The following is a 19,866-nucleotide window of genomic DNA, read 5'->3' on the forward strand; positions in this document are numbered from 1 at the left end:
TTTGGAGGATTCAATGAAAATATTGAAAATCGATCATTTAGGCATAGCAGTAAACAGTATAGATGATGGAAAAAATTTCTGGTCCGAGGTACTCGGTCTCAAATTTGAAGGCGCAGAGACAGTTGATACGCAAAAGGTCACTACTGCTTTTTTTCCAGTCGGCGAAAGTGAGGTTGAGCTTCTTCAATCAACTTCCCCCGATGGTCCGGTTGCTAAATTTATTGAAAAAAAGGGCACTGGCTTCCAGCATGTCGCGTTCCGGGTCGCCAACATTGAAGAAGCACTGCAGGAGCTTAAAGACAAAGGCATACAGCTGATTGATCAAGAACCAAGAATCGGAGCAGGCGGGGCCAAGATCGCCTTTCTCCACCCCAAGGCCACAGGTGGTGTGCTGGTGGAGCTTTGCGAACGTTCCTAGTATGCAGAGTCCTACTCCCTAACGGGGATAATGATCTTATGCAATAATTTCATCAAAATAAGAACAAGGCATGTATCTCTAAGTCACTAAAGGAGCAACTGATGTCAGAGAATCCAAAATTACAGAAATGGGCAGAACTCGCCTCCAAGCAAATGAAGGGCAAATCCGTTGACAGCCTCGACTGGATGACCCCGGAGGGTATAAAAGTAAAAGCGCTCTATACCGCTGAGGATCTTGAAGGGCTTGAAAATATCAACACCATGCCGGGCATGGCCCCCTATACCCGTGGCCCCATGACCACTATGTATGCGGGACGGCCATGGACCATTCGTCAGTATGCCGGTTTCTCCACCGCCAAAGAATCAAACGCCTTCTACCACAAGGCCCTTGCTGCCGGGCAGAAAGGGCTGTCGGTTGCCTTCGATCTGGCAACGCATCGCGGCTACGATTCTGACCATCCTCGGGTCGCCGGAGATATCGGCAAAGCGGGTGTAGCCATAGACTCCGTAGAAGATATGAAGATTCTCTTTGACGGTATACCACTCAACGAGATGTCGGTTTCAATGACCATGAACGGCGCCGTCATTCCAATTCTCGCCGGGTACATTGTTGCGGCGGAAGAACAGGGCGTCAGCCATGACCAGTTATCCGGCACCATCCAAAATGATATTTTAAAGGAATATCTGACGAGAAACACATATATTTACCCACCGGGGCCATCCATGCGGATCATCTCCGACATCATGGCTTTTTGTTCCAAGAATATGCCCAAATACAATACGATCAGCATCAGCGGCTACCACATGATGGAAGCCGGTGCCAACAGTGTTCTCCAGACGGCCTTTACCCTGGCTGACGGCGTCGAATATGTCCGGGCTGCACTGAAAAGTGGTATGGATGTCGACACCTTTGCCCCACGGCTCTCCTTCTTTTTCGGTATTGGCATGAATTTTTTCATGGATATCGCCATGCTGCGGGCAGCCAGGTTCCTCTGGCATCGATTGATGAGCGAATTCAAGCCGAAGAACCCGAAATCCTCCATGCTGCGCACGCATTGTCAAACCTCGGGCTGGAGTCTGACCGAGCAGGATCCCTATAATAATGTGATCCGTACCACCCTTGAGGCCATGTCTGCGGTCCTTGGCGGCACGCAGTCGCTGCACACCAACTCCTTCGATGAAGCCATCGGGCTGCCCACTGATTTTTCCGCCCGTATTGCCAGGAACACTCAGATCATCATTCAGGAAGAGTCACAGGTCTGTCACGTTATCGACCCATTAGGCGGATCATATTATATCGAATCCCTGACAAACAGCATTGTCGAAGAGGCACAGAAAATCATCGATGAAATTGCCGGACTTGGCGGTATGGCCAAAGCAATTGAAAGCGGTATGCCGAAAATGAGAGTCGAGGAATCAGCTGCCCGCAAGCAAGCCAGAATTGATCAGGGTCTGGACGTAATAGTCGGAGTCAACAAATACAAGCTGGCTGATGAAAAGATAGACTTTGAAGTCAGGGAAGTGCCGGCAACCGTCCGTGATGAGCAGATTGCCAGGATCAAGGAAATTAAGGCCAGCCGTGATCAGGCCACCGTTAAAAAAGCGCTTGACGATCTCACCAACGCCGCGAAAAATGGCGGCAACCTGCTTGAAGCAGCCCTTCCTGCAGTCAGGGCACGAGCCACTGTCGGCGAAATTTCCGATGCAATGGAAGCGGTCTTTGGCCGGTTCGTTGCCACGACACGGTGTATTTCCGGGGCCTATTCCTCAGAATTCAAAGCAAACGACGACACTATCACGGCCATCAAAGAGCGAACCAACAAGTTTCTAGAGAAACAAGGTCGACGACCTCGACTGCTGGTGACGAAGATGGGCCAGGATGGACACGACCGTGGCTTCAAGGTTATCGCCAGTGCCTATGCGGATCTTGGATTTGACGTGGATATCAGTCCAATGTTCCAGACCCCGGAAGAAGCCGCGAAAATGGCCATTGAAAACGATGTCCATGTCGTTGGCGCATCAAGTCTTGCCGCGGGACATAAATCACTCATTCCCGCACTCATCAAGGAACTGAAGAAAATCGGCGGCGAAGACATTCTGGTTGTTGCCGGCGGGGTCATCCCCCCGGCTGACTATGACTTTCTCTTTGAAGCCGGAGTCAAGGCTGTATTCGGGCCAGGAACACCGATTCCGGTGTCCGCCGACAAGACTCTTTCCCTGCTGGAGGAGAAATATCGTTAGCAGCAACGCTTAACAGCACAACGGGCCCGGCGGTTTTCCCTCGCTTGATCGCTGGGCCTGTTGTGTTTTTTCGCACCAGTGGCAATACGGCCGTCCAATCACCATTTTTAAAATCAAAGTTTCCCCATGCTTAAAAGCCCCCACGAATATGTTGATGGCGTACTGAACCGGGATCGCCTGATGCTCGCCAGAACCATCACCCTTATCGAAAGCACCCTGCCCGCTCACCAGGAATTAGCCAGGACAATTGTCGACCTGTTGCTCCCCCATACCGGCAAAGGATTCCGTATTGGCATAACCGGTGTTCCTGGAGCTGGAAAAAGCACCTATATTGAAAGTTTTGGCAATATGCTCACAGAACTCGGCCACAGGGTTGCGGTGCTGGCTATCGATCCGAGCAGCAGCCGGAGCGGTGGATCAATCCTCGGAGATAAAACGCGAATGGAACGGCTGGCAGTCAACGCCAATGCTTTTATCCGCCCTTCTCCGTCAAGCGGCACCCTGGGTGGAGTAGGTCGAAAAACCAGGGAAACCATGCTGGTCTGCGAGGCTGCCGGCTACGATGTAGTCATCATTGAGACCGTTGGCGTCGGGCAATCAGAAACAACCGTCGCATCAATGGTTGATTTCTTTCTGGTGCTCATGATCGCCGGGGCAGGTGATGAACTCCAGGGAATAAAAAAAGGTGTGCTTGAAGTGGCTGACGCCATCGTCATCAACAAGGCAGACGGCGATAATATCCTGCGCGCTGAAATTGCCCGAAAAGAATACCAGACCGCTCTGCATATGCTGATGCCGAACAGCCCAAACTGGTCGCCGCCGGTCCTCACCTGCAGTTCCCTCGAACATACCGGTATCGGCAAAATATGGGAGACTATCCTTGACCACCGTAAAAAACTGAGCGACAGCGGAGAGATGAGCAAAAAAAGAAAACACCAGGCGCTTGACTGGATGGCTTTTCTTCTGGAAGATGGTTTACGCCAGTGGTTTTACAGCGATCCCCAGGTGAAAGCAGCTTTGCCCGGCTTACGGGCTGAGGTAGAAAACGAGAAGACATCGCCTACGGCTGCAGCGGATACATTGCTTAGATTTTTGCAAGTAAACAACAGGTAGTTAAGGCTGGTCTTTTTGATTGCGGCCAGCTCTGTTTGTTATACCATCCTGAGTATTGAATATGCTGTTCAGCGATTCTGGCAATTTCCCCGAAGATCTTCTGCTGGCCAATATCCTAAACCTTTCTAGTGCCGCCCCTTCACCTCGTCACCGACATCCACCGAGTTTTCCACCAGGAAGCAATCCGTATCAAAATGTGGAGTGTGCCCGTTCGACTCGTTAACAATCTTCTCGACCTCACAACTCGAATAATTTCGTCCAGAGAATTCGACCGCCTCCGAAGGGAGGCATAAGACTTGCCACGAGACACCGCAAGGTATTTTCCTGCGGTGTCTCGCGTAAAGGTGGGACAAGATAAATCAGCTTATGACACAGAGCACAGCGCCTTTGGCAACCGTATCTCCACTGGCAAATTTAATGCCGCTCACCGTTCCGTCACAGGGTGCGGTCAGGGCATTCTCCATCTTCATCGCCTCAAGGACGACCAGGGTGTCACCCTTTTTAACCGCATCGCCTGCTTTCTTCTCGTATTTAACGATCATACCCGGCATAGGAGCAAGAAGCAGGGTTCCACCCGCCGGTGCAACCGGCTCTGGAGCCGGGGCCTGGGCCGGAGCTGCTGCCGCTGGTTGCGCAGGGGCTGGGGCAGGAGCCGCTGCCGCCCGTGGAGCCACAGGAACAGCCTGCATATCCCCGGTTGGATCCACTTCGACATTGAAATACTCGTTGTCGACAAAGACATTGAACGTTCTCAGCGCCGGAGATTTCGGCGGAGTATCTCCTTTTGGCTCGATCAGTTTACCGGCCTTGGCCTTCTTGATCAGTTCGTCTCTTTTCTTCACCTCTTCCATGGTAATTGGCTTCACGCTCGCCGGTGGCTCGGATTTACCGTATTTCCATTCGAGGAATTTTTTTCCGGTAACCGGAAATTGGGCATAGAGGATCAGATCATCCATATCTACGGCCAGATCGCCAATCTCGGCTTTAGCCTTGTCAAGCTCCGGCTCAAGAACTTCTGCCGGACGACAGGTAATCGGCGTTTCTCCACGGGGGTATCCTTTCAGAGCTTTTTTCTGGAGTTCGGCATTAATCGGCACCGCAGTTTTCCCATACAGTCCGTAGCAGAGATCCTTCACCTGTCCGGTGATCATCTTGTAGCGCTCATCCGGCGTATCATGCAGGACATTATTGACCGTCTGCACACCAACAATCTGACTGGTAGGCGTGACAAGTGGAATTTGGCCCAGATCCTTACGAACCCTCGGCAGTTCCTTATAAACCTCATCAATCTTATCCAGAGCATCCATTTCACGCAGCTGATTGACCAGATTCGACAACATTCCGCCAGGAGTCTGGTGCAGCAGAACATTAATATCAATAATTGAGACCTTGGAATCATCGAGCAGGTGTTTGTATTTCGGCAGCACCTCTTTTTCTAAAATCTCGTTGATAACCGCCAGTTTCTTAATATCAAAACCGGTATCACGACTGGTGCCAAGAAGGGCCATGACCAGTGGTTCAATCGCTGCGTGGGATGTCCTGTAGGCATAGGGCGTCATACAGGTGTCGAGAATATCTACCCCTGCCTCGATCGCCTTCAAAAAGGTCATCGGTGACATACCTGAAGTAAAGTGGCTATGCAGATGAATGGGAACCTTGACCGCCTTTTTCAGGGCCTTGATCAACGGATACGCATCATACGGGGCCATCAGTCCGGCCATGTCCTTGACGCAGACGGAATCGGCACCCATATCTTCCAGAGTTTTCGCCCTGTCGACGTAATAATCGAGGTTATAGACCTCGCCGCCCAGGCGAGGCTCGGTGAGGGTATAACAGATACAACCCTGGAAATGCTTGCCGCTTTTCTTGATCTGCTTGACAACCGTCTCAAAGTTCCGGTAGTCGTTCAGGGCATCAAAGGTCCGGAATATATCCATGCCGTTTTCTGCCGCCCGATCAACAAAGGCATAGGCCAGATCGTCTGCATAATTTCGATAACCAACAAGGTTTTGCGCTCGCAGGAGCATGGAGAACGGGGTCTTTTTGATGTAGCGCTTCAGGGTGCGCAGTCTCTGCCAGGGGTCCTCATTGAGGAACCGGTGCATGGTGTCAAAGGTCGCACCACCCCAGGTTTCGATAGCCCAGAAGCCTATTTCATCCATCAGTTCCGCCACCGGAATCATATCTTCTGTCCGTCCGCGAGTCGCAAAAAGCGACTGATGCCCGTCTCGAAGCGACAGATCCATTATTTTCACAGGATTCTTAGCCTTAGGCCGGTCTGCGGAATAATTCAATGGGGTCATCTTGACTTGATCACTCATTCTATTTCTCCTATCACCTGATCTTTAAACTGTAGATTCTACTAAAAACGAGTAAACGTTCTTAATTGGATTAATCTCCGCATGGCCATCATTTCCTGACTACCACTTTGTGCCCACGGACTGTATGCGGTGCCGCCAGTCTCCCGCACGGGAGCCTGCTGTTCATATAAAGCTGCCTCTTCCTGTTGAAGATAGAGACTTACAGCAGCCAGGGCAGCGGCCATTTTCTTTTTTTTATCTGCCATCAACACACCCACTGATTATTTTGTCTTAAGGTCATCTTCTTCAGCTCAAGAACCTGTACCTTGGGTGGCATAAAAGATTCGATCCTTTCGCCTTACACCGGCGAAAGACAACTTTATGCGCTATACATAGCATAGTCGGTTTCCTGACCAAGCAGTTTGTCTATCTGCATCTGAATTTCGATGCGCTTGGGGTTATTCACCCAGCTGTTCCAATCTTCAACCGAACGCCAGGTGCTGATCACCATGCACTCGTCCTTTTTATCTATCCGAGTAAGGGTTTCACCTGAAATATATCCAGGTTGTTCAAGGGTAAGCGCGCGCAATCTTTTCAGAAGAAGGGTCAGTTCGACAGCATTCTGATCCTGCACCTTCCGTTTTATAAATATTTTCACTGTCATGTGCATCTCCTCTTCTATGATCGACTAGATCTCAAGTCAGTTATAATGGTATATTGCCGTGTTTTTTCATTGGATTGGTGTCACGCTTATTCTGCAACAACTCCAGCGCCCTGATGATTCTGACCCGAGTTCTGGCCGGTTCAATAATATCGTCGATATATCCTCGCTGGGCAGCGACATATGGATTTGCGACAGTGTCCTGGTACTCTTTTTCTTTTTCTTTGAGAAAGGCGGCAGGATTTTCGGCCTTTTTGGCTTCTCGGCCATACAGGACGCCTACCGCACCGGTTGCGCCCATTACGGCAATTTCCGCACTGGGCCATGCATAATTGATATCTCCCCGGAGATGCTTGGAGGACATGACGCAGTAGGCACCACCATAGGCTTTCCTCGTGATAACGGTAACCTTGGGGATGGTAGCTTCGGCGAAGGCATAGAGTATCTTGGCGCCATTCCTGATAACCCCGCCATATTCCTGTGCTGTTCCCGGCAAGAACCCCGGAACGTCGACAAAGGTCACCACCGGAATATTAAAACAGTCACAGAACCGCACAAACCTGGCACCCTTAACCGACGAATCGATGTCAAGCACCCCGGAAAGATGTAAAGGCTGGTTAGCGACGATACCGACACTCATCCCGTTGTACCGGGCAAAGCCTACAATCAGATTAGGGGCGAAGCTTTCTTTAACCTCAAAAAAGTCACGATCATCGATAGTCTGGAGAATAATCTCCTTCATGTCGTAGGCGGCGTTATTATTGTCCGGAAGTATCGAATTGAGCTCGACAGAGTCACGGTTTCTTGGATCGGCGCAGGGTATGCAAGGCGGGTTCTCCATATTGTTCTGGGGCAGGTAAGAGAGCATTTTTCTAATATACTCAATTGCATCAGCACCAGAAGTTGCGGCATAATCAGAAACGCCGCTGCGACTGGCATGCATTGCCGCTCCACCCAATGCTTCGGTGGTAACATCTTCAAAGGTCACCGATTTAACAACCTTTGGCCCAGTGAGAAACATATAGGACTGATTCTGAACCATTATGACAAAATCGGTCAGCGCAGGCGAATACACCGCTCCCCCGGCACAGGGACCGAAAATAGCCGATATCTGTGGCACGACACCGGAAGCCATGACGTTGCGCTGAAAAATCTCCGAATACCCGGCAAGGCTCTCGATGCCCTCTTGAATACGGGCTCCACCAGAATCGTTCAGGCCGATTACCGGCGCACCGTTTTTCATGGCAAGATCCATTATCTTGCAGATCTTTTCCGCAAATGTTTCTGAAAGAGAACCACCAAGCACCGTGAAATCCTGGGCAAAAACATAAACAATGCGACCATTTACAGTGCCATGCCCGGTTACCACGCCATCACCTGGAAAGACTTGCGTCTCCATGCCGAAATCCCGGCATCTATGGGATTTAAACATATCGAACTCTTCGAACGATCCTTTATCCAGCAGCAGGTCAATGCGTTCCCGGGCAGTCATAACCCCTTTTTCATGCTGCTTGTCTATCCTTTTCTGACCACCACCCAGTCGGGCTTCCGCCCTGAGTTTCTTCAGGTGATCCAATTGGTCATTTGTCTTCATCGTGTCTCCTTGAAACAAAATTCACAGTGCACTTCGCAGCTCACCATCATTTCCAGCCAGATAATCAGGAAAAAGCTTCCTTACATAATTTGCCTAAAGAACCGAGATCTTCACATACATAGAGGCCGCACTGCTGCATGGCTTCGATCTTTGCTGCTGCCGTACCCTGTCCGCCGCTGACTATCGCACCCGCGTGGCCCATGCGCCTGCCTGGCGGCGCCGTCAGTCCGGCAATAAAGCCGACAACTGGTTTTTTCATATTGGCCTTGATCCAGGCAGACGCCTGTTCCTCAGCGTTGCCGCCGATCTCACCAACCATGACCACCGCCTTCGTCTCCGGATCTGCATTGAAGGCCTCTAAACAATCGATAAACCCCGTACCGTTTACCGGATCGCCACCGATACCCACGCATGTTGTCTGACCAAGTCCGACCTGGGTCAACTGGTGCACCACCTCATAGGTGAGCGTGCCGGAGCGGGAGACAACACCGACCGGGCCGCCGGGCTTATGAATAGCACCAGGCATAATGCCGATCTTGCATTGCCCAGGAGTAATAATCCCCGGGCAATTCGGCCCGATAAGCCGGGTCTTTTTCATTGCCAGATAATTTTTTATGCGCAGCATATCCATAACCGGAACACCTTCGGTTATGCAGACAATAAGTTCCACCCCTGCGTCTATTGCCTCAAGAATCGCGTCGGCTGCGAAAGGCGGAGGGACAAGTATCATGGAGGCGTCGGCACCGGTCTTTTCCCTCGCTTCCTGTACGGTATTAAAAACTGGTACCGAGTCCATACTCTGACCACCTTTGCCAGGCGTCACCCCTGCAACAACGTTTGTACCATACGCGATACACTGCTGGGTATGAAACTGCCCTTCCTTGCCGGTAATACCCTGAACAAGGACACGTGTTTGGGAATTAATTAGAATGCTCATTTTTTTCCTTTGCGAGTATATTTAATACATACACCTTTTAAAAGTCAGGTGAGTTTCCTTTAACCGCTTGCCCCGCCACCGGCACATCAAAATTAGTTGATTGAAATAACAGGTTTTTTGATGTCATGTGGGTCCTGTCTTGAGACTCTCAACAAACATAAAAAGAAACACGTCGCCGAACACAGGAGGCGGACATCTTTTGCTTATCCTCTTCAAGCTTTTGTTTTTTTGTATGTTTTGTCGTTGGATTTTCCCGGATGGTCTCTTCGGCCAAGCGTATTTTCAATCAGGCTACGAGTTCTGCGACCTTTTTGGCAGCATCGGCCAGATCGGTTGCATTGATTAATTTCAGACCTGACTCACTGAGTATTCGTCGTCCTTCCTCAACATTGGTCCCTTCCATTCTGACCACGACAGGCACCGACAATTTGACTTTCTCCGCCGCCTGAACCACTCCCTGTGCCAGAACATCGCAGCGCAGTATGCCGCCAAAGATGTTGATCAAAATCCCCTTCACCTTGGAATCGCTCAAGATTATACGAAAACCATTTTCCACCATCTCTGCATTGGCACCGCCACCGACATCAAGGAAGTTAGCCGGCTCAGCACCTGCCTGCTTGATGATATCCATGGTAGCCATGGCCAGGCCGGCGCCATTGACCATGTTGCCGACATTCCCGTCTAGATTGATATAATTCAGGTTGTATTTAGCTGCTTCCGCTTCGGCAGGGTCATCTTCGTTCGGATCGTGCATGGCAACAACGTCGGGGTGCCTGAACAAGGCATTAGAATCTATATCGACTTTGGCATCAAGGGCAATAACCCGATTATCATCCGTGATAATCAGAGGATTGATCTCGACCATGGAGCAGTCATAATCAACAAACAAATTATAGAGATTTTTCAGGATTGCCCCGAACTCTTTCATAACCGCTTTATCGAGCTGCAGACCAAACATGACCTGACCGACATGATATCCCCTGATACCGGTAATCGGATTCACGGGAACTTTGATGATCCGTTCAGGGGTTTTGGCGGCAACTTCCTCTATATCCATACCGCCATCCTGGCTCGCAACGATGGTGATGGTCGCGGTACTGCGGTCAGGGATAATGGACAGGTAGAGTTCTTTTTTTATCGACAATCCTTTTTCAACCAAAATCGTTTTAACCACACGTCCTTCCGGGCCGGTCTGCTTGGTGACCAGAGTCATACCAAGTATTGCCTGTGCAGCCGTTGTGACTTCCTTGACTGTCTTGGCTATTTTCACACCGCCGCCCTTACCCCGCCCCCCAGCATGAATCTGAGCTTTGACAGCAACCGGAAGGCCAAGATTTGCAGCAGCCTTTTCAACACCCTCTACAGTAGTACTGACACCGCCTTCGGGAGTTGGCACCTTATACTTACGAAAAAGTTCTTTTGCCTGGTATTCATGGATTTTCATAAACACTCATCCTGGAATTCGGAGCAGGAGTTCTCTCGGGCCCCTTAAAGTTAAAAAAAAGGCAGCTGCCAAAAAGCAGCTGCCGGTTGAAGTATGCGTAAACTATTTCTTGGCGTAACCCATTTTTTTCAGGGTATCGGTGATTTCATTAAGAATTGTCGGATCGTCAATGGTTGACGGCACCTTATAATCCTTACTGTTGGCGATAGATCGCATGGTACCGCGCAAAATCTTACCCGATCGGGTTTTCGGTAACCGTGCAACCTGGCAGGCATCACGGAAACAGGCAATCGGACCGATAGATTCACGGACCATCTTGACCAGCTCAGCCTTGATTTCATCTCCAGGACGGGTGACCCCGGCCTTGACGACAAAGAACCCGACGGGCAGCTGACCTTTCATTTGATCATCAGCACCAAAGACGGCACATTCGGCGACATCGGGATGGTTGGAGATTATCTCTTCCATTGCCCCGGTTGACAAACGATGTCCGGCGATATTGATAACATCATCCATTCGTCCCATGACATACACATAGCCATCTTCATCGATGTATCCGCCATCACTGGTATCATAGTAGCCGGGGAACTTGGTCATATAGGACTTGACATAACGGTCGTCGTTGCGCCACAGCGTCGTTAAAGTCCCCGGAGGCAGCGGCAGTTTACAGACGATATTCCCTTCTGTTCCGGGAGGTACTTCCTTGCATTCCTCGTCGACGACCATAACTGCATAGCCCGGCAGTGCCTTGGTGGGCGACCCTTCTTTAACGGGAAGCTGTTCGATACCGCGGCAGTTACCGACGATTGCCCAGCCGGTTTCCGTCTGCCACCAGTGGTCGATAACCGGCACACCAATCATATCTTCCGCCCAGTGCAGGGTGTCGGGATCGGTTCGCTCACCGGCAAGATAGAGGCATTTAAAACAGGAAATATCATATTTCTTGATGAAATCCCCGTTTGGATCTTCTTTTTTAATCGCCCGGAACGCGGTAGGGGCAGTAAAAAGAGTCTTCACTTTATGCTGGGAAATAACCCGCCAGAACGCTCCGGCATCGGGGGTTCCCACCGGCTTCCCTTCATAAAAGACCGTGGTGGAACCTTGCAGCAAAGGAGCATAAACAATATAGGAGTGACCGACAACCCAGCCGACATCCGACGCCGACCACCAGACCTCCCCGGGGTTGATGTCATAAAGGTTTTTCATGGTCCAGTAAAGGGCGACTGCATGACCGCCATTATCTCTCAGCACGCCCTTAGGCATTCCGGTAGTACCTGAGGTATAAAGAATATAGAGTGGATCGGTGGCATCGACCTCGGTGCATCCGACCGGCTTGCTCTTGCCTACCAATTCTTTCCAGTCTATATCGCGTCCCTCAACCAGGGAGGCCTTGACGATATCGCGCTGAAAAACGACAACATTTTTCACTTCATGAGTAGATTGCTTGATCGCACTGTCTACCAGCGGTTTGTATTCAAGAGTTTTCTTGCCTTCAATCGCCCCGGATGCGGTAATCAGCAGTTTCGGCTGGGCATGATCAATTCGGATAGCCAGCTCATGGGGTGCAAAACCGCCAAAAACGACCGAGTGTATTGCACCCAGCCTGGCACAGGCCAGCATGGCCACGGCAGCCTCGGGGATCATCGGCATATAAATGACGACGGTATCGCCTTTTGCAACGCCAAGGCTGGCCAGACCACCGGCAAATGTTGCGACCATGCCCTGCAGTTCTTTATAGGAGATTTTCTTAATGGTATTCGTAACAGGACTATCGTAGATGATTGCGGTCTGGTCGGCTCGCCCGTTTTCCACGTGACGATCAACCGCATTATAACACGTGTTCATCTTGCCGCCGGGAAACCATTTATAAAACGGAGCATTGGAACTGTCTAAAATTTTTTCGGGTTCTTTGTACCATGTGATATCCTTAGCTGCTTCTGCCCAAAACTGCTCTGGATTTTCAACACTTCGCTGAAACACCTCATCAAACTTACCCATAACCACTCCTTTTGGTCTGAATTTTAGTCCATCCACCAGTCTCAATTGCATTTTATACTGCATAGGACATCATTGTTCAAGCGTTAAATCAAACATTGTTACACAACTACCAGCAGTGAAATACTTTTCTATTTGTAATTTATTTTTACTTACAATATGTTAGATAGAGGATATACACCTCAAACGATTTGAATTTTTTTTCCGCTATTAGAAACAAAAGAGGACAATGTTATTACCTTGAAAACCATATATATATTTGTTTTATTTATATTTATTGTTAACCAAAACTGCACGGCGGACAACAAACAGAACAATGTTACACCTATCTGTTCTTTCCAAATTGACTTTATCGACATCTTCAATTAATTTTATCGAAATGAATAAGAGTACTTCTACCAACCTACTAAAGTTGGCCAAATTAACAGATTGTTATTTTGATGTTCTTTCCGTATCAATCAGCTGTTTTCCGTCGCCAAATATTTTTCAGAAAAGTGCCGGGCCAGGAAAAAGACAATGGACGTCATAATTTCACCGCGGAATATCGTTCTGCTCTTAATGTTCCATATAATTTCGCCTCTTTGATATCAGCCGTGACAGCAATGAAAATCCCTGCAAAATCTTTTTTGCCAAATATAGTTCCTGCGAAAATTTTCATGCCGGTGCTTATGTCGATGTTTTTGTTCATCGGGACATTTTTTGGTTACATACTGCCAAAGGTAGAGGCCCATCTCATGGAACGAAAACGGGAAATGATTCACGCGTTGAGTGAATCAGCCATGAGTTCCATCCGGTATTACGCCGAACTTGCAGATAACAAATCGATTACCGTTGATGAGGCAAAACGTCAGGCAGCAGCCCACCTCCGCCGACTCCGCTATGGACCTGAGGGAAAGGATTACTTCTGGATCAACGACACCCATCCAACAATGATCATGCATCCGTATCGCCCGGATCTCGAAGGAAAAGATGTCACCGACACCGAAGACCCCGCCGGCATGAAACTCTTCCAGGCATTTCTGGCAACTGTGAAAGAAACTGGGGGCGGATACGTCAGGTACCATTGGCAATGGCAGGACGAACCTACACGGATTTTTTCCAAGATCAGCTATGTCCAGGAATACAGACCCTGGCATTGGGTGATCGGGACAGGGGTATATGTGGAAGACGTGCGGGCGCAGATTGCCGCAATAACCAAACGCATGACCTTTATTTTCCTCGGCATCCTGGCCATAATTTCCATACTTTCGGTCTATATTATCTGGCAGGGTGCAGCCGGCGAAGCCCATCGGCTGGAAATGGAGGAATCCTTAAGGAAAAGCGAGAACAAATATCGACTGCTGGCCGAAACTGCCCGGGAGATTATCCTGCTTTTCGACTCCAATCTGCAGATCAGCTATGCGAACACCGCGTGGAAAAGAATAAGCGGCTACCTGCTGTCGGAAATGAAGGATATGAACATTACCGACATGATCCCCCCTGAACAGCAAGAACCTTTCCAGGCAAAAATCAACCAGATAAGCAATGACCGGCCGGACGACTACCTACTGGAAACAACATTTATCTTAAAAAACAAACGGACTATTACCGTTGAGGCCACCTTTGCAAAACTTGAGACAGCGGATCAACTTTCAACCTTTCTCATGACGGCCAGAGACATTACGGAGAAGAAAAAAATCGAGGCCCAGACCAAAATGCAACAGGAACAGCTCATGCAGACTGACAAAATGATATCGCTTGGCACCCTGGTCTCCGGTGTCGCCCATGAGATCAATAATCCCATTTCCTCTGTCATGCTTAACATTCAGGTATTCGATAAATTATGGCATGCCATCCAGCCTATTCTTGATAATCACTATGAGGAGAACCAGGACCTGGAGGTCGGGACCATGGCCTACCCGCAATTACGGGAAAGAATGCCTCGCCTTCTTCTGTATTCACAGGAAGGAGTGGAGCGGGTCAAACGTATCGTCGGCGACCTGAAGGAGTTTTCCGGGCATAAACCCTCCGATCTGCGTGAAACCGTAAATCTGAACCAGGTGGTGGAAAAGGCCGTCGGCCTCATCTCGAGTCTCATCAAAAAGGCGACCTGCAATTTCCAGGTTGTCTATTCGGAAAGCCTGCCGACCATCCAGGGCAATAGCCAGAGGCTGAGCCAGGTCGTCATCAATCTGGTAGTGAATGCATGTCAGGCACTTACCGACCCCAAACAAAGCCTCTCCATTACAACGGGATACATCGAAGAATCAGAAGAAATATTTCTGGAAGTCCGCGATACCGGGCCGGGTATGGCACCGGAAATTCTCGCCCGCATTAAAGATCCATTTTTTACCACGAAACGCGACAGCAGCGGAACAGGGCTTGGACTTTCCATCTCGGATACAATAGTACGCAACCATGGCGGCTGGCTTGACTTCAGGTCCATTCCCCAGGAGGGTACAACCGCGACGATTCTGCTGCCACGCTACAGCACCGATGAAGTCGTAGGGAGAATGATATGAACAAGAGACTTTACCCGGCCGATCCAATTCTGGTGATCGATGATGAAGAAGCAATCCTTCTTTCGGTTGACACAACCCTGCAGCTTGCCGGAATTAGCAACGTGCTCACCTGTGCCGACAGCAGACAGGCGATGTCCATCATCAGCCAGCGCCCTCCAAGTGTTATCCTGCTCGACCTGAATATGCCGCATCTCGACGGGGAAGCAATTTTAGAACAGATAACCAATCAGAATCCACAAATTCCGGTCATTATTATTACCGGTCGAATTGATGCCGAAACCGCGGTTGAATGCATGAAATCGGGTGCCTTTGATTATATAGTCAAACCCGTTGACGAGAATCGTCTCATCGCATCGGTTAAAAAAAGTATCCAGTACGGCGCATTACATCAAGAAAACATAGCTCTCAAGGAACAGTTGCGTGAGGGCCAGCTGAAACACCCCGAAGCTTTTGCCAAAATTATCACCAGTTCACCTAAAATGCTCCTGTTGTTCAACTATGTTGAATCAGCAGCAATGACCCCAGAGCCGGTTCTTATCCGGGGAGAGACCGGCACGGGAAAAGAACTGATCGCCAGAGCCATTCACCAGGTCAGCGGTATTCCCGGAGAATTCGTCGCGATCAATGTTGCAGGTCTTGACGACAACGTCTTCTCCGACACCTTATTCGGCCATGTCAAGGGGGCGTTCACCGGCGCCGATACTGACAGGCCTGGCCTCATTGAAAAAGCCGCTCACGGTACCCTTTTTCTTGATGAAATAGGCGACCTGAGCCCGATTTCCCAGATCAAACTGCTTCGCCTGCTCCAGGAAAAGGAATACATGCCGCTCGGTCGAGACACCAACAAGACTAGCAGCGCCCGCATCGTCGCCTCGACCCACGTAGATCTCTGGGACTTGCAGCAGAAAGAAATTTTTCGCCAGGACCTGCATTACCGGCTTCGAACCCATCGGATCATTTTACCACCACTCAGAGAACGTAAAGAAGATCTTGGCGAACTGGTCGACCACTTTGTCCAGTGTGCTGCAGAAACCCTCAAGAAAAAGCAGCCAAGAATCCCCGAAGAACTGATAGCCCTTCTGGAATCATACAATTTCCCCGGCAATATCAGGGAACTACAAGCCATGGTCTTTGATGCCATAGCACAAAACAGCAATGGAATTCTCCCCCTCGCCGTCTTTCGCCAGCACATCTCCAGAACACAGCAAGACGAAGCAAAACACCATACGCGCGACGCGAAAGGTGGTATCCCAATCACCTTTGCCGACCCCCTCCCGACCATCAAGCAGGCGACTCGACTGCTGGTGGAGGAGGCTATGCACAGAGCAGGAAACAATCAAACCACCGCCGCGTCCCTACTCGGCATTTCTCAACAGGCCTTGAGTAAAAGACTCAAAAACCTGGAGTAGCCGGGAAAGCCCTACAATTTTAATTGTGACTACAATCAAAATTGTTCTGTGCCCGCACGTCACAACCCCCCCGGTCGTCATGCGTCTCGCTCGGAATACTACAACTTTAATTGTACACCTTCCCTCCAGGTTACATCACCCTATCACATTGATATTAAACATATTTATACGTATACCACATCCGGCATAGTGTTTGCAATTCTACCGGTGTTGCACACGAGGCAAGAGATGTTTTAATTATTCAACATTTTAGGACGAGGAGAAAAACATGGCAGCCAGTCAAACCCAGACGGGAAACCCGGCAGTAGTAGGACTAGCTGGATTTGGACTCACCACCCTTATTCTGCAATTACATAATCTCGGTCTGTGCGGGGTAGGCCCGGTAATCGCCTGCGGTATTATTTTTGGTGGATTCGCTCAGCTCTTTGCCGGATTCCAGGAATTCAAGGTCGGAAACAACTTCGGTTACAGTGCATTTTGTTCATATGGAGCGTTCTGGATTGCCCTTTGTATCATCTTGCTGTTCAACAAATTTGATATTTACAAATCGAGCCCAACCGATGTGGGATACTTTCTTGTGGTATGGACTCTCTTCACTATGATTCTGTGGGTTGGTGCCATGAGAATTCACGGTGCCATGGCCTCAACGTTCACCCTGCTGGTGGCGGGATTTATCCTTCTCGATCTGGCCCATTTCGGATATCCGGCAATGACCCAGGTTGCCGCTTATGTATTAATCCTGTGTGCTTTGAATGCCTGGTACATGATGGCTCATGTTATCTTCCTGCAGGTTTTTGGCCGCAACGTTCTCCCTGTCGGAAAGCCATGGATTGAACCAAAACCGGTGCAGCAGACCCAGACAGCTTAGCAAGCAACGACAAACAGATCCATTAAGGTTCGAAAACGGGCTAAAAAAGGCAAGCAAATATTCATCTATCGGAAAAGGCGGCACGTATCATCCACCAGACTCCAGTTTTACTCATACAGGCGCCATCAGAACAAGCCTGTTTACAATAGCCGTCCAATCGATACGTTGAAACTGTAGCCTCGTAGCAGGCTTGAATTTTCGAACCTGAGAAGCGGTACCTGGAAGCATTCTCTTCCAGGTACCGCTTTTTTATTTCGTCCCGCCCCCTTGACAATATCGGTTTGAGTTGTGATTGCTTTCTCTGTAATCGAAGATTATCATAGAGTTATAATGATGTTCATTCTCCGTTTATTTTCACAATAAACTTCCGAAAAACAATGACTTTGTTAACATTATGATGTAAGCACGTCACTTTCGGCTTACCAGACCTTTGTACAGTATTGCTGTTTTTACCATATATCACAAAAGGAGTTCAACATGCCTAATACCCAATACTGGGCGGATACATATTTAGAGAAATTAGTCAGTCCAGCAGAGGCTATTGCCCGCATTCGATCAGGGCAGCGGGTATTTATCGGTTCCGGCTGCGGAGAACCACAGATTCTTGTCCAGGAACTCGTGAATAAAACATACAATTTCAGTGGCCTGGAAATAGTTCGTTTACTGGGCCGCGAAACTGCATCCCTTACCGCCATTGCCGATAAAACGAAAGACACCAACCTGAATATACGTTCGATTTACCTTGGTTCGACGAAATCGTCATCCATCGCCCTGCAGAGACGTTTCATAACACCGATGAACATGTCCGACGTTCCCAATCTTTTCATAACCCGCAAAATGCCGTTAAACGTGGCCTTAATCCAAGTATCTCCGGTCGACGATTTCGGCTGGATGAGTCTCGGCATTTCTGTCGACGTCACGTTGGCAGCCGCCCGTTCCGCCGATTTTGTCATTGCCCAGGTAAACCCCCGGATGCCCAGGGTTATGGGACAGAGTTTTATTCATGTCAATGATGTCGACCTCATCGTTGAGCATGAAGAGGACTTACTTTCGGTCCCATCCTCAAAAATTTCCTCAGAGGCAGCTACCCGTATCGGCAGCCATATTGCACGGTTGATTGAAGATGGCTCAACCCTGCAGATTGGACTGGATGCGGCCTCTCAGGCTACGGTGCATGCTCTCTCCAACAAGCATGACCTGGGTGTGCATTCCCAGTTTCTAACCGACGACATCATGCATCTCTACTCCACGGGAAATATCAACAACAAGAAAAAAGGTTTCAACGACGGTAAAATGGTCGCCTCAATGGCCATAGGTACGCACAACCTGTACGAATTTCTCAACGATAATCCGGCGATTGATTTTCATCCTTCGGATTACGTCAACGATCCCTTCGTCATCTCCCGGCACAACCGGATGGTTTCAATGAATGTCGCACGCATGATTGACCTTACCGGCCAGGTAACAGCCGAAGCATCTGCGGCCACTCGATTTGCCGGAGTATCCGGCATTCCTGATTTTGTCCGGGGCGCCAGACGGTCACCCGGCGGAAAATCCATTCTCATGCTCTTTTCTACCTGCCAGACGGAAAATGGCCTGCAGTCGAATATTGTACCGCATCTCAACGACTATGTCGTGGTGGTCCCCCGGGGCGATGTCCATTATGTAGTTTCTGAATACGGTGCCGTTAATCTGTTTGGTAAAAGCATCCAGGAGCGTGTCGTTGCCATGATCAGCCTGGCCCACCCTCAATTCAGGGAAGAACTCTTTGAAGCAGCAAAGGAACGAGGGTTGATAGGTGCAGAACGAAGTCTCGGCGAGGCGGCCAAGGCCGTTTACCCCATCCAGCTGGAAGAGACTCTGAAAATTAATGGGGAAACAATTACCATACGGCCGTCCAAACCGGTAGATGAACGCCGCATTCAGGAACATTACTACAGCCTGCCCAAAGAAGATGTCCTGACCAGATTTTTCTGCCAGAAAACCATCTTTGCCAGACCGGAAATGGAAACCCGCTCACAGACCGATTACATTAAAGACCTGACGCTTGTCGCAGTCGTCGGTGATTTTGGGTTTGGTCGGGTAGTGGCGGTTGCCGAGAGCATGAAACTGGATAATGAGAATTTATCCGAAGTGGCCTTTTCGGTCAGTGAAGGATATCAAGGCAAGGGCCTCGGCACTTTTTTCCTGAAAAAACTGGCGGCAGTTGCTCGGGAAAATGGCATTGCAGGGCTGGTCGCCTACACTTTTCCGACCAACAAGGCAATGATACGACTTTTCAAGACCTTGCCATACAAGGTAAAGACCGTCTACGAAGATGGCGACCTGGTGCTGAGCTGTCGTTTCAATGAACTTGCGTAAATTCCTGCTTCTTCAACGCCCCTGC

At 49.5% G+C, this 19,866-nt stretch carries 15 protein-coding genes; 7 read left to right on the forward strand and 8 right to left on the reverse strand.

What is annotated here, in order from left to right:
- The first annotated feature begins 13 nt into the window (after positions 1 to 13).
- The 3 genes from mce (at position 14) to meaB (ending at position 3,771) form a co-directional block, all read left to right on the forward strand.
- A complete protein-coding gene (gene mce / locus FCL47_RS01185; RefSeq protein WP_136811625.1) occupies positions 14 to 418 on the forward strand; it encodes a methylmalonyl-CoA epimerase in 405 nt (134 codons plus the stop codon).
- Positions 419 to 519: 101 nt separating this feature from the next.
- On the forward strand, positions 520 to 2,658 hold the full coding sequence (scpA, locus tag FCL47_RS01190; protein ID WP_136811626.1) for a methylmalonyl-CoA mutase: 2,139 nt from the start codon (positions 520 to 522) through the stop codon (positions 2,656 to 2,658).
- A 126-nt stretch (positions 2,659 to 2,784) separates the two neighbouring features.
- Entirely contained in the window at positions 2,785 to 3,771 is a 987-nt protein-coding gene (gene meaB / locus FCL47_RS01195; RefSeq protein ID WP_136811627.1) for a methylmalonyl Co-A mutase-associated GTPase MeaB, read from the forward strand.
- A gap of 359 nt (positions 3,772 to 4,130) precedes the next feature.
- Here meaB and FCL47_RS01200 read toward each other — a convergent pair whose 3' ends face one another.
- The 8 genes from FCL47_RS01200 to FCL47_RS24510 form a co-directional block, all read right to left on the reverse strand.
- The gene (locus FCL47_RS01200) at positions 4,131 to 6,092 is read right to left on the reverse strand and encodes a pyruvate carboxylase subunit B (protein WP_136811628.1); all 1,962 of its coding nucleotides are present in this window, start codon (positions 6,090 to 6,092) and stop codon (positions 4,131 to 4,133) included.
- Positions 6,093 to 6,133: 41 nt separating this feature from the next.
- Positions 6,134 to 6,337 carry a hypothetical protein gene (locus tag FCL47_RS01205; RefSeq protein WP_136811629.1) on the reverse strand — a complete coding sequence of 68 codons (204 nt, stop codon included), beginning with the start codon at positions 6,335 to 6,337 and terminating at the stop codon, positions 6,134 to 6,136.
- A 113-nt stretch (positions 6,338 to 6,450) separates the two neighbouring features.
- On the reverse strand, positions 6,451 to 6,735 hold the full coding sequence (locus tag FCL47_RS01210) for an antibiotic biosynthesis monooxygenase (RefSeq protein ID WP_136811630.1): 285 nt from the start codon (positions 6,733 to 6,735) through the stop codon (positions 6,451 to 6,453).
- Positions 6,736 to 6,775: 40 nt separating this feature from the next.
- Entirely contained in the window at positions 6,776 to 8,326 is a 1,551-nt protein-coding gene (locus FCL47_RS01215; protein ID WP_136811631.1) for an acyl-CoA carboxylase subunit beta, read from the reverse strand.
- Between the two features lie 64 nt (positions 8,327 to 8,390).
- Entirely contained in the window at positions 8,391 to 9,263 is an 873-nt protein-coding gene (gene sucD, locus FCL47_RS01220; RefSeq protein WP_136811632.1) for a succinate--CoA ligase subunit alpha, read from the reverse strand.
- A gap of 286 nt (positions 9,264 to 9,549) precedes the next feature.
- Complete coding sequence (gene sucC / locus FCL47_RS01225; protein WP_136811633.1) at positions 9,550 to 10,707, reverse strand: ADP-forming succinate--CoA ligase subunit beta; 1,158 nt, start codon at positions 10,705 to 10,707, stop codon at positions 9,550 to 9,552.
- Between the two features lie 102 nt (positions 10,708 to 10,809).
- On the reverse strand, positions 10,810 to 12,705 hold the full coding sequence (locus FCL47_RS01230) for a propionyl-CoA synthetase (RefSeq protein ID WP_136811634.1): 1,896 nt from the start codon (positions 12,703 to 12,705) through the stop codon (positions 10,810 to 10,812).
- A gap of 520 nt (positions 12,706 to 13,225) precedes the next feature.
- Positions 13,226 to 13,390 carry a hypothetical protein gene (locus FCL47_RS24510; RefSeq protein ID WP_167496314.1) on the reverse strand — a complete coding sequence of 55 codons (165 nt, stop codon included), beginning with the start codon at positions 13,388 to 13,390 and terminating at the stop codon, positions 13,226 to 13,228.
- A gap of 46 nt (positions 13,391 to 13,436) precedes the next feature.
- On the opposite strand from FCL47_RS24510, the gene FCL47_RS01235 reads away from it, so the two are divergent.
- From FCL47_RS01235 to FCL47_RS01250, 4 genes are all read left to right on the forward strand, one after another.
- Positions 13,437 to 15,203 (forward strand): cache domain-containing protein, encoded by a 1,767-nt coding sequence (locus FCL47_RS01235; RefSeq protein WP_167496315.1) that lies wholly within the window; start codon positions 13,437 to 13,439, stop codon positions 15,201 to 15,203.
- Complete coding sequence (locus tag FCL47_RS01240) at positions 15,200 to 16,612, forward strand: sigma-54 dependent transcriptional regulator (protein WP_136811636.1); 1,413 nt, start codon at positions 15,200 to 15,202, stop codon at positions 16,610 to 16,612. The genes FCL47_RS01235 and FCL47_RS01240 overlap by 4 nt, the downstream gene beginning before the upstream one ends.
- Before the next feature lie 268 nt (positions 16,613 to 16,880).
- A complete protein-coding gene (locus tag FCL47_RS01245; protein ID WP_136811637.1) occupies positions 16,881 to 17,480 on the forward strand; it encodes an acetate uptake transporter family protein in 600 nt (199 codons plus the stop codon).
- 477 nt (positions 17,481 to 17,957) lie between these two features.
- Positions 17,958 to 19,841: a GNAT family N-acetyltransferase gene (locus tag FCL47_RS01250; RefSeq protein WP_136811638.1), complete on the forward strand. Its 1,884-nt coding sequence runs from the start codon at positions 17,958 to 17,960 to the stop codon at positions 19,839 to 19,841.
- The last annotated feature ends 25 nt before the right edge of the window (positions 19,842 to 19,866 follow it).

Origin of the sequence: Desulfopila sp. IMCC35006, assembly GCF_005116645.1 — a bacterium.
Taxonomy (GTDB): domain Bacteria; phylum Desulfobacterota; class Desulfobulbia; order Desulfobulbales; family Desulfocapsaceae; genus Desulforhopalus_A.

Coding starts and splice junctions, on each gene's coding strand:
- mce (WP_136811625.1), top strand. CDS start 14: ATGAAAATATTGAAAATCGATCATTTAGGCATAGCAGTAAACAGTATA.
- scpA (WP_136811626.1), top strand. CDS start 520: ATGTCAGAGAATCCAAAATTACAGAAATGGGCAGAACTCGCCTCCAAG.
- meaB (WP_136811627.1), top strand. CDS start 2,785: ATGCTTAAAAGCCCCCACGAATATGTTGATGGCGTACTGAACCGGGAT.
- FCL47_RS01200 (WP_136811628.1), bottom strand. CDS start 6,092: ATGAGTGATCAAGTCAAGATGACCCCATTGAATTATTCCGCAGACCGG.
- FCL47_RS01205 (WP_136811629.1), bottom strand. CDS start 6,337: ATGGCAGATAAAAAAAAGAAAATGGCCGCTGCCCTGGCTGCTGTAAGT.
- FCL47_RS01210 (WP_136811630.1), bottom strand. CDS start 6,735: ATGACAGTGAAAATATTTATAAAACGGAAGGTGCAGGATCAGAATGCT.
- FCL47_RS01215 (WP_136811631.1), bottom strand. CDS start 8,326: ATGAAGACAAATGACCAATTGGATCACCTGAAGAAACTCAGGGCGGAA.
- sucD (WP_136811632.1), bottom strand. CDS start 9,263: ATGAGCATTCTAATTAATTCCCAAACACGTGTCCTTGTTCAGGGTATT.
- sucC (WP_136811633.1), bottom strand. CDS start 10,707: ATGAAAATCCATGAATACCAGGCAAAAGAACTTTTTCGTAAGTATAAG.
- FCL47_RS01230 (WP_136811634.1), bottom strand. CDS start 12,705: ATGGGTAAGTTTGATGAGGTGTTTCAGCGAAGTGTTGAAAATCCAGAG.
- FCL47_RS24510 (WP_167496314.1), bottom strand. CDS start 13,390: ATGAACAAAAACATCGACATAAGCACCGGCATGAAAATTTTCGCAGGA.
- FCL47_RS01235 (WP_167496315.1), top strand. CDS start 13,437: ATGGAACGAAAACGGGAAATGATTCACGCGTTGAGTGAATCAGCCATG.
- FCL47_RS01240 (WP_136811636.1), top strand. CDS start 15,200: ATGAACAAGAGACTTTACCCGGCCGATCCAATTCTGGTGATCGATGAT.
- FCL47_RS01245 (WP_136811637.1), top strand. CDS start 16,881: ATGGCAGCCAGTCAAACCCAGACGGGAAACCCGGCAGTAGTAGGACTA.
- FCL47_RS01250 (WP_136811638.1), top strand. CDS start 17,958: ATGCCTAATACCCAATACTGGGCGGATACATATTTAGAGAAATTAGTC.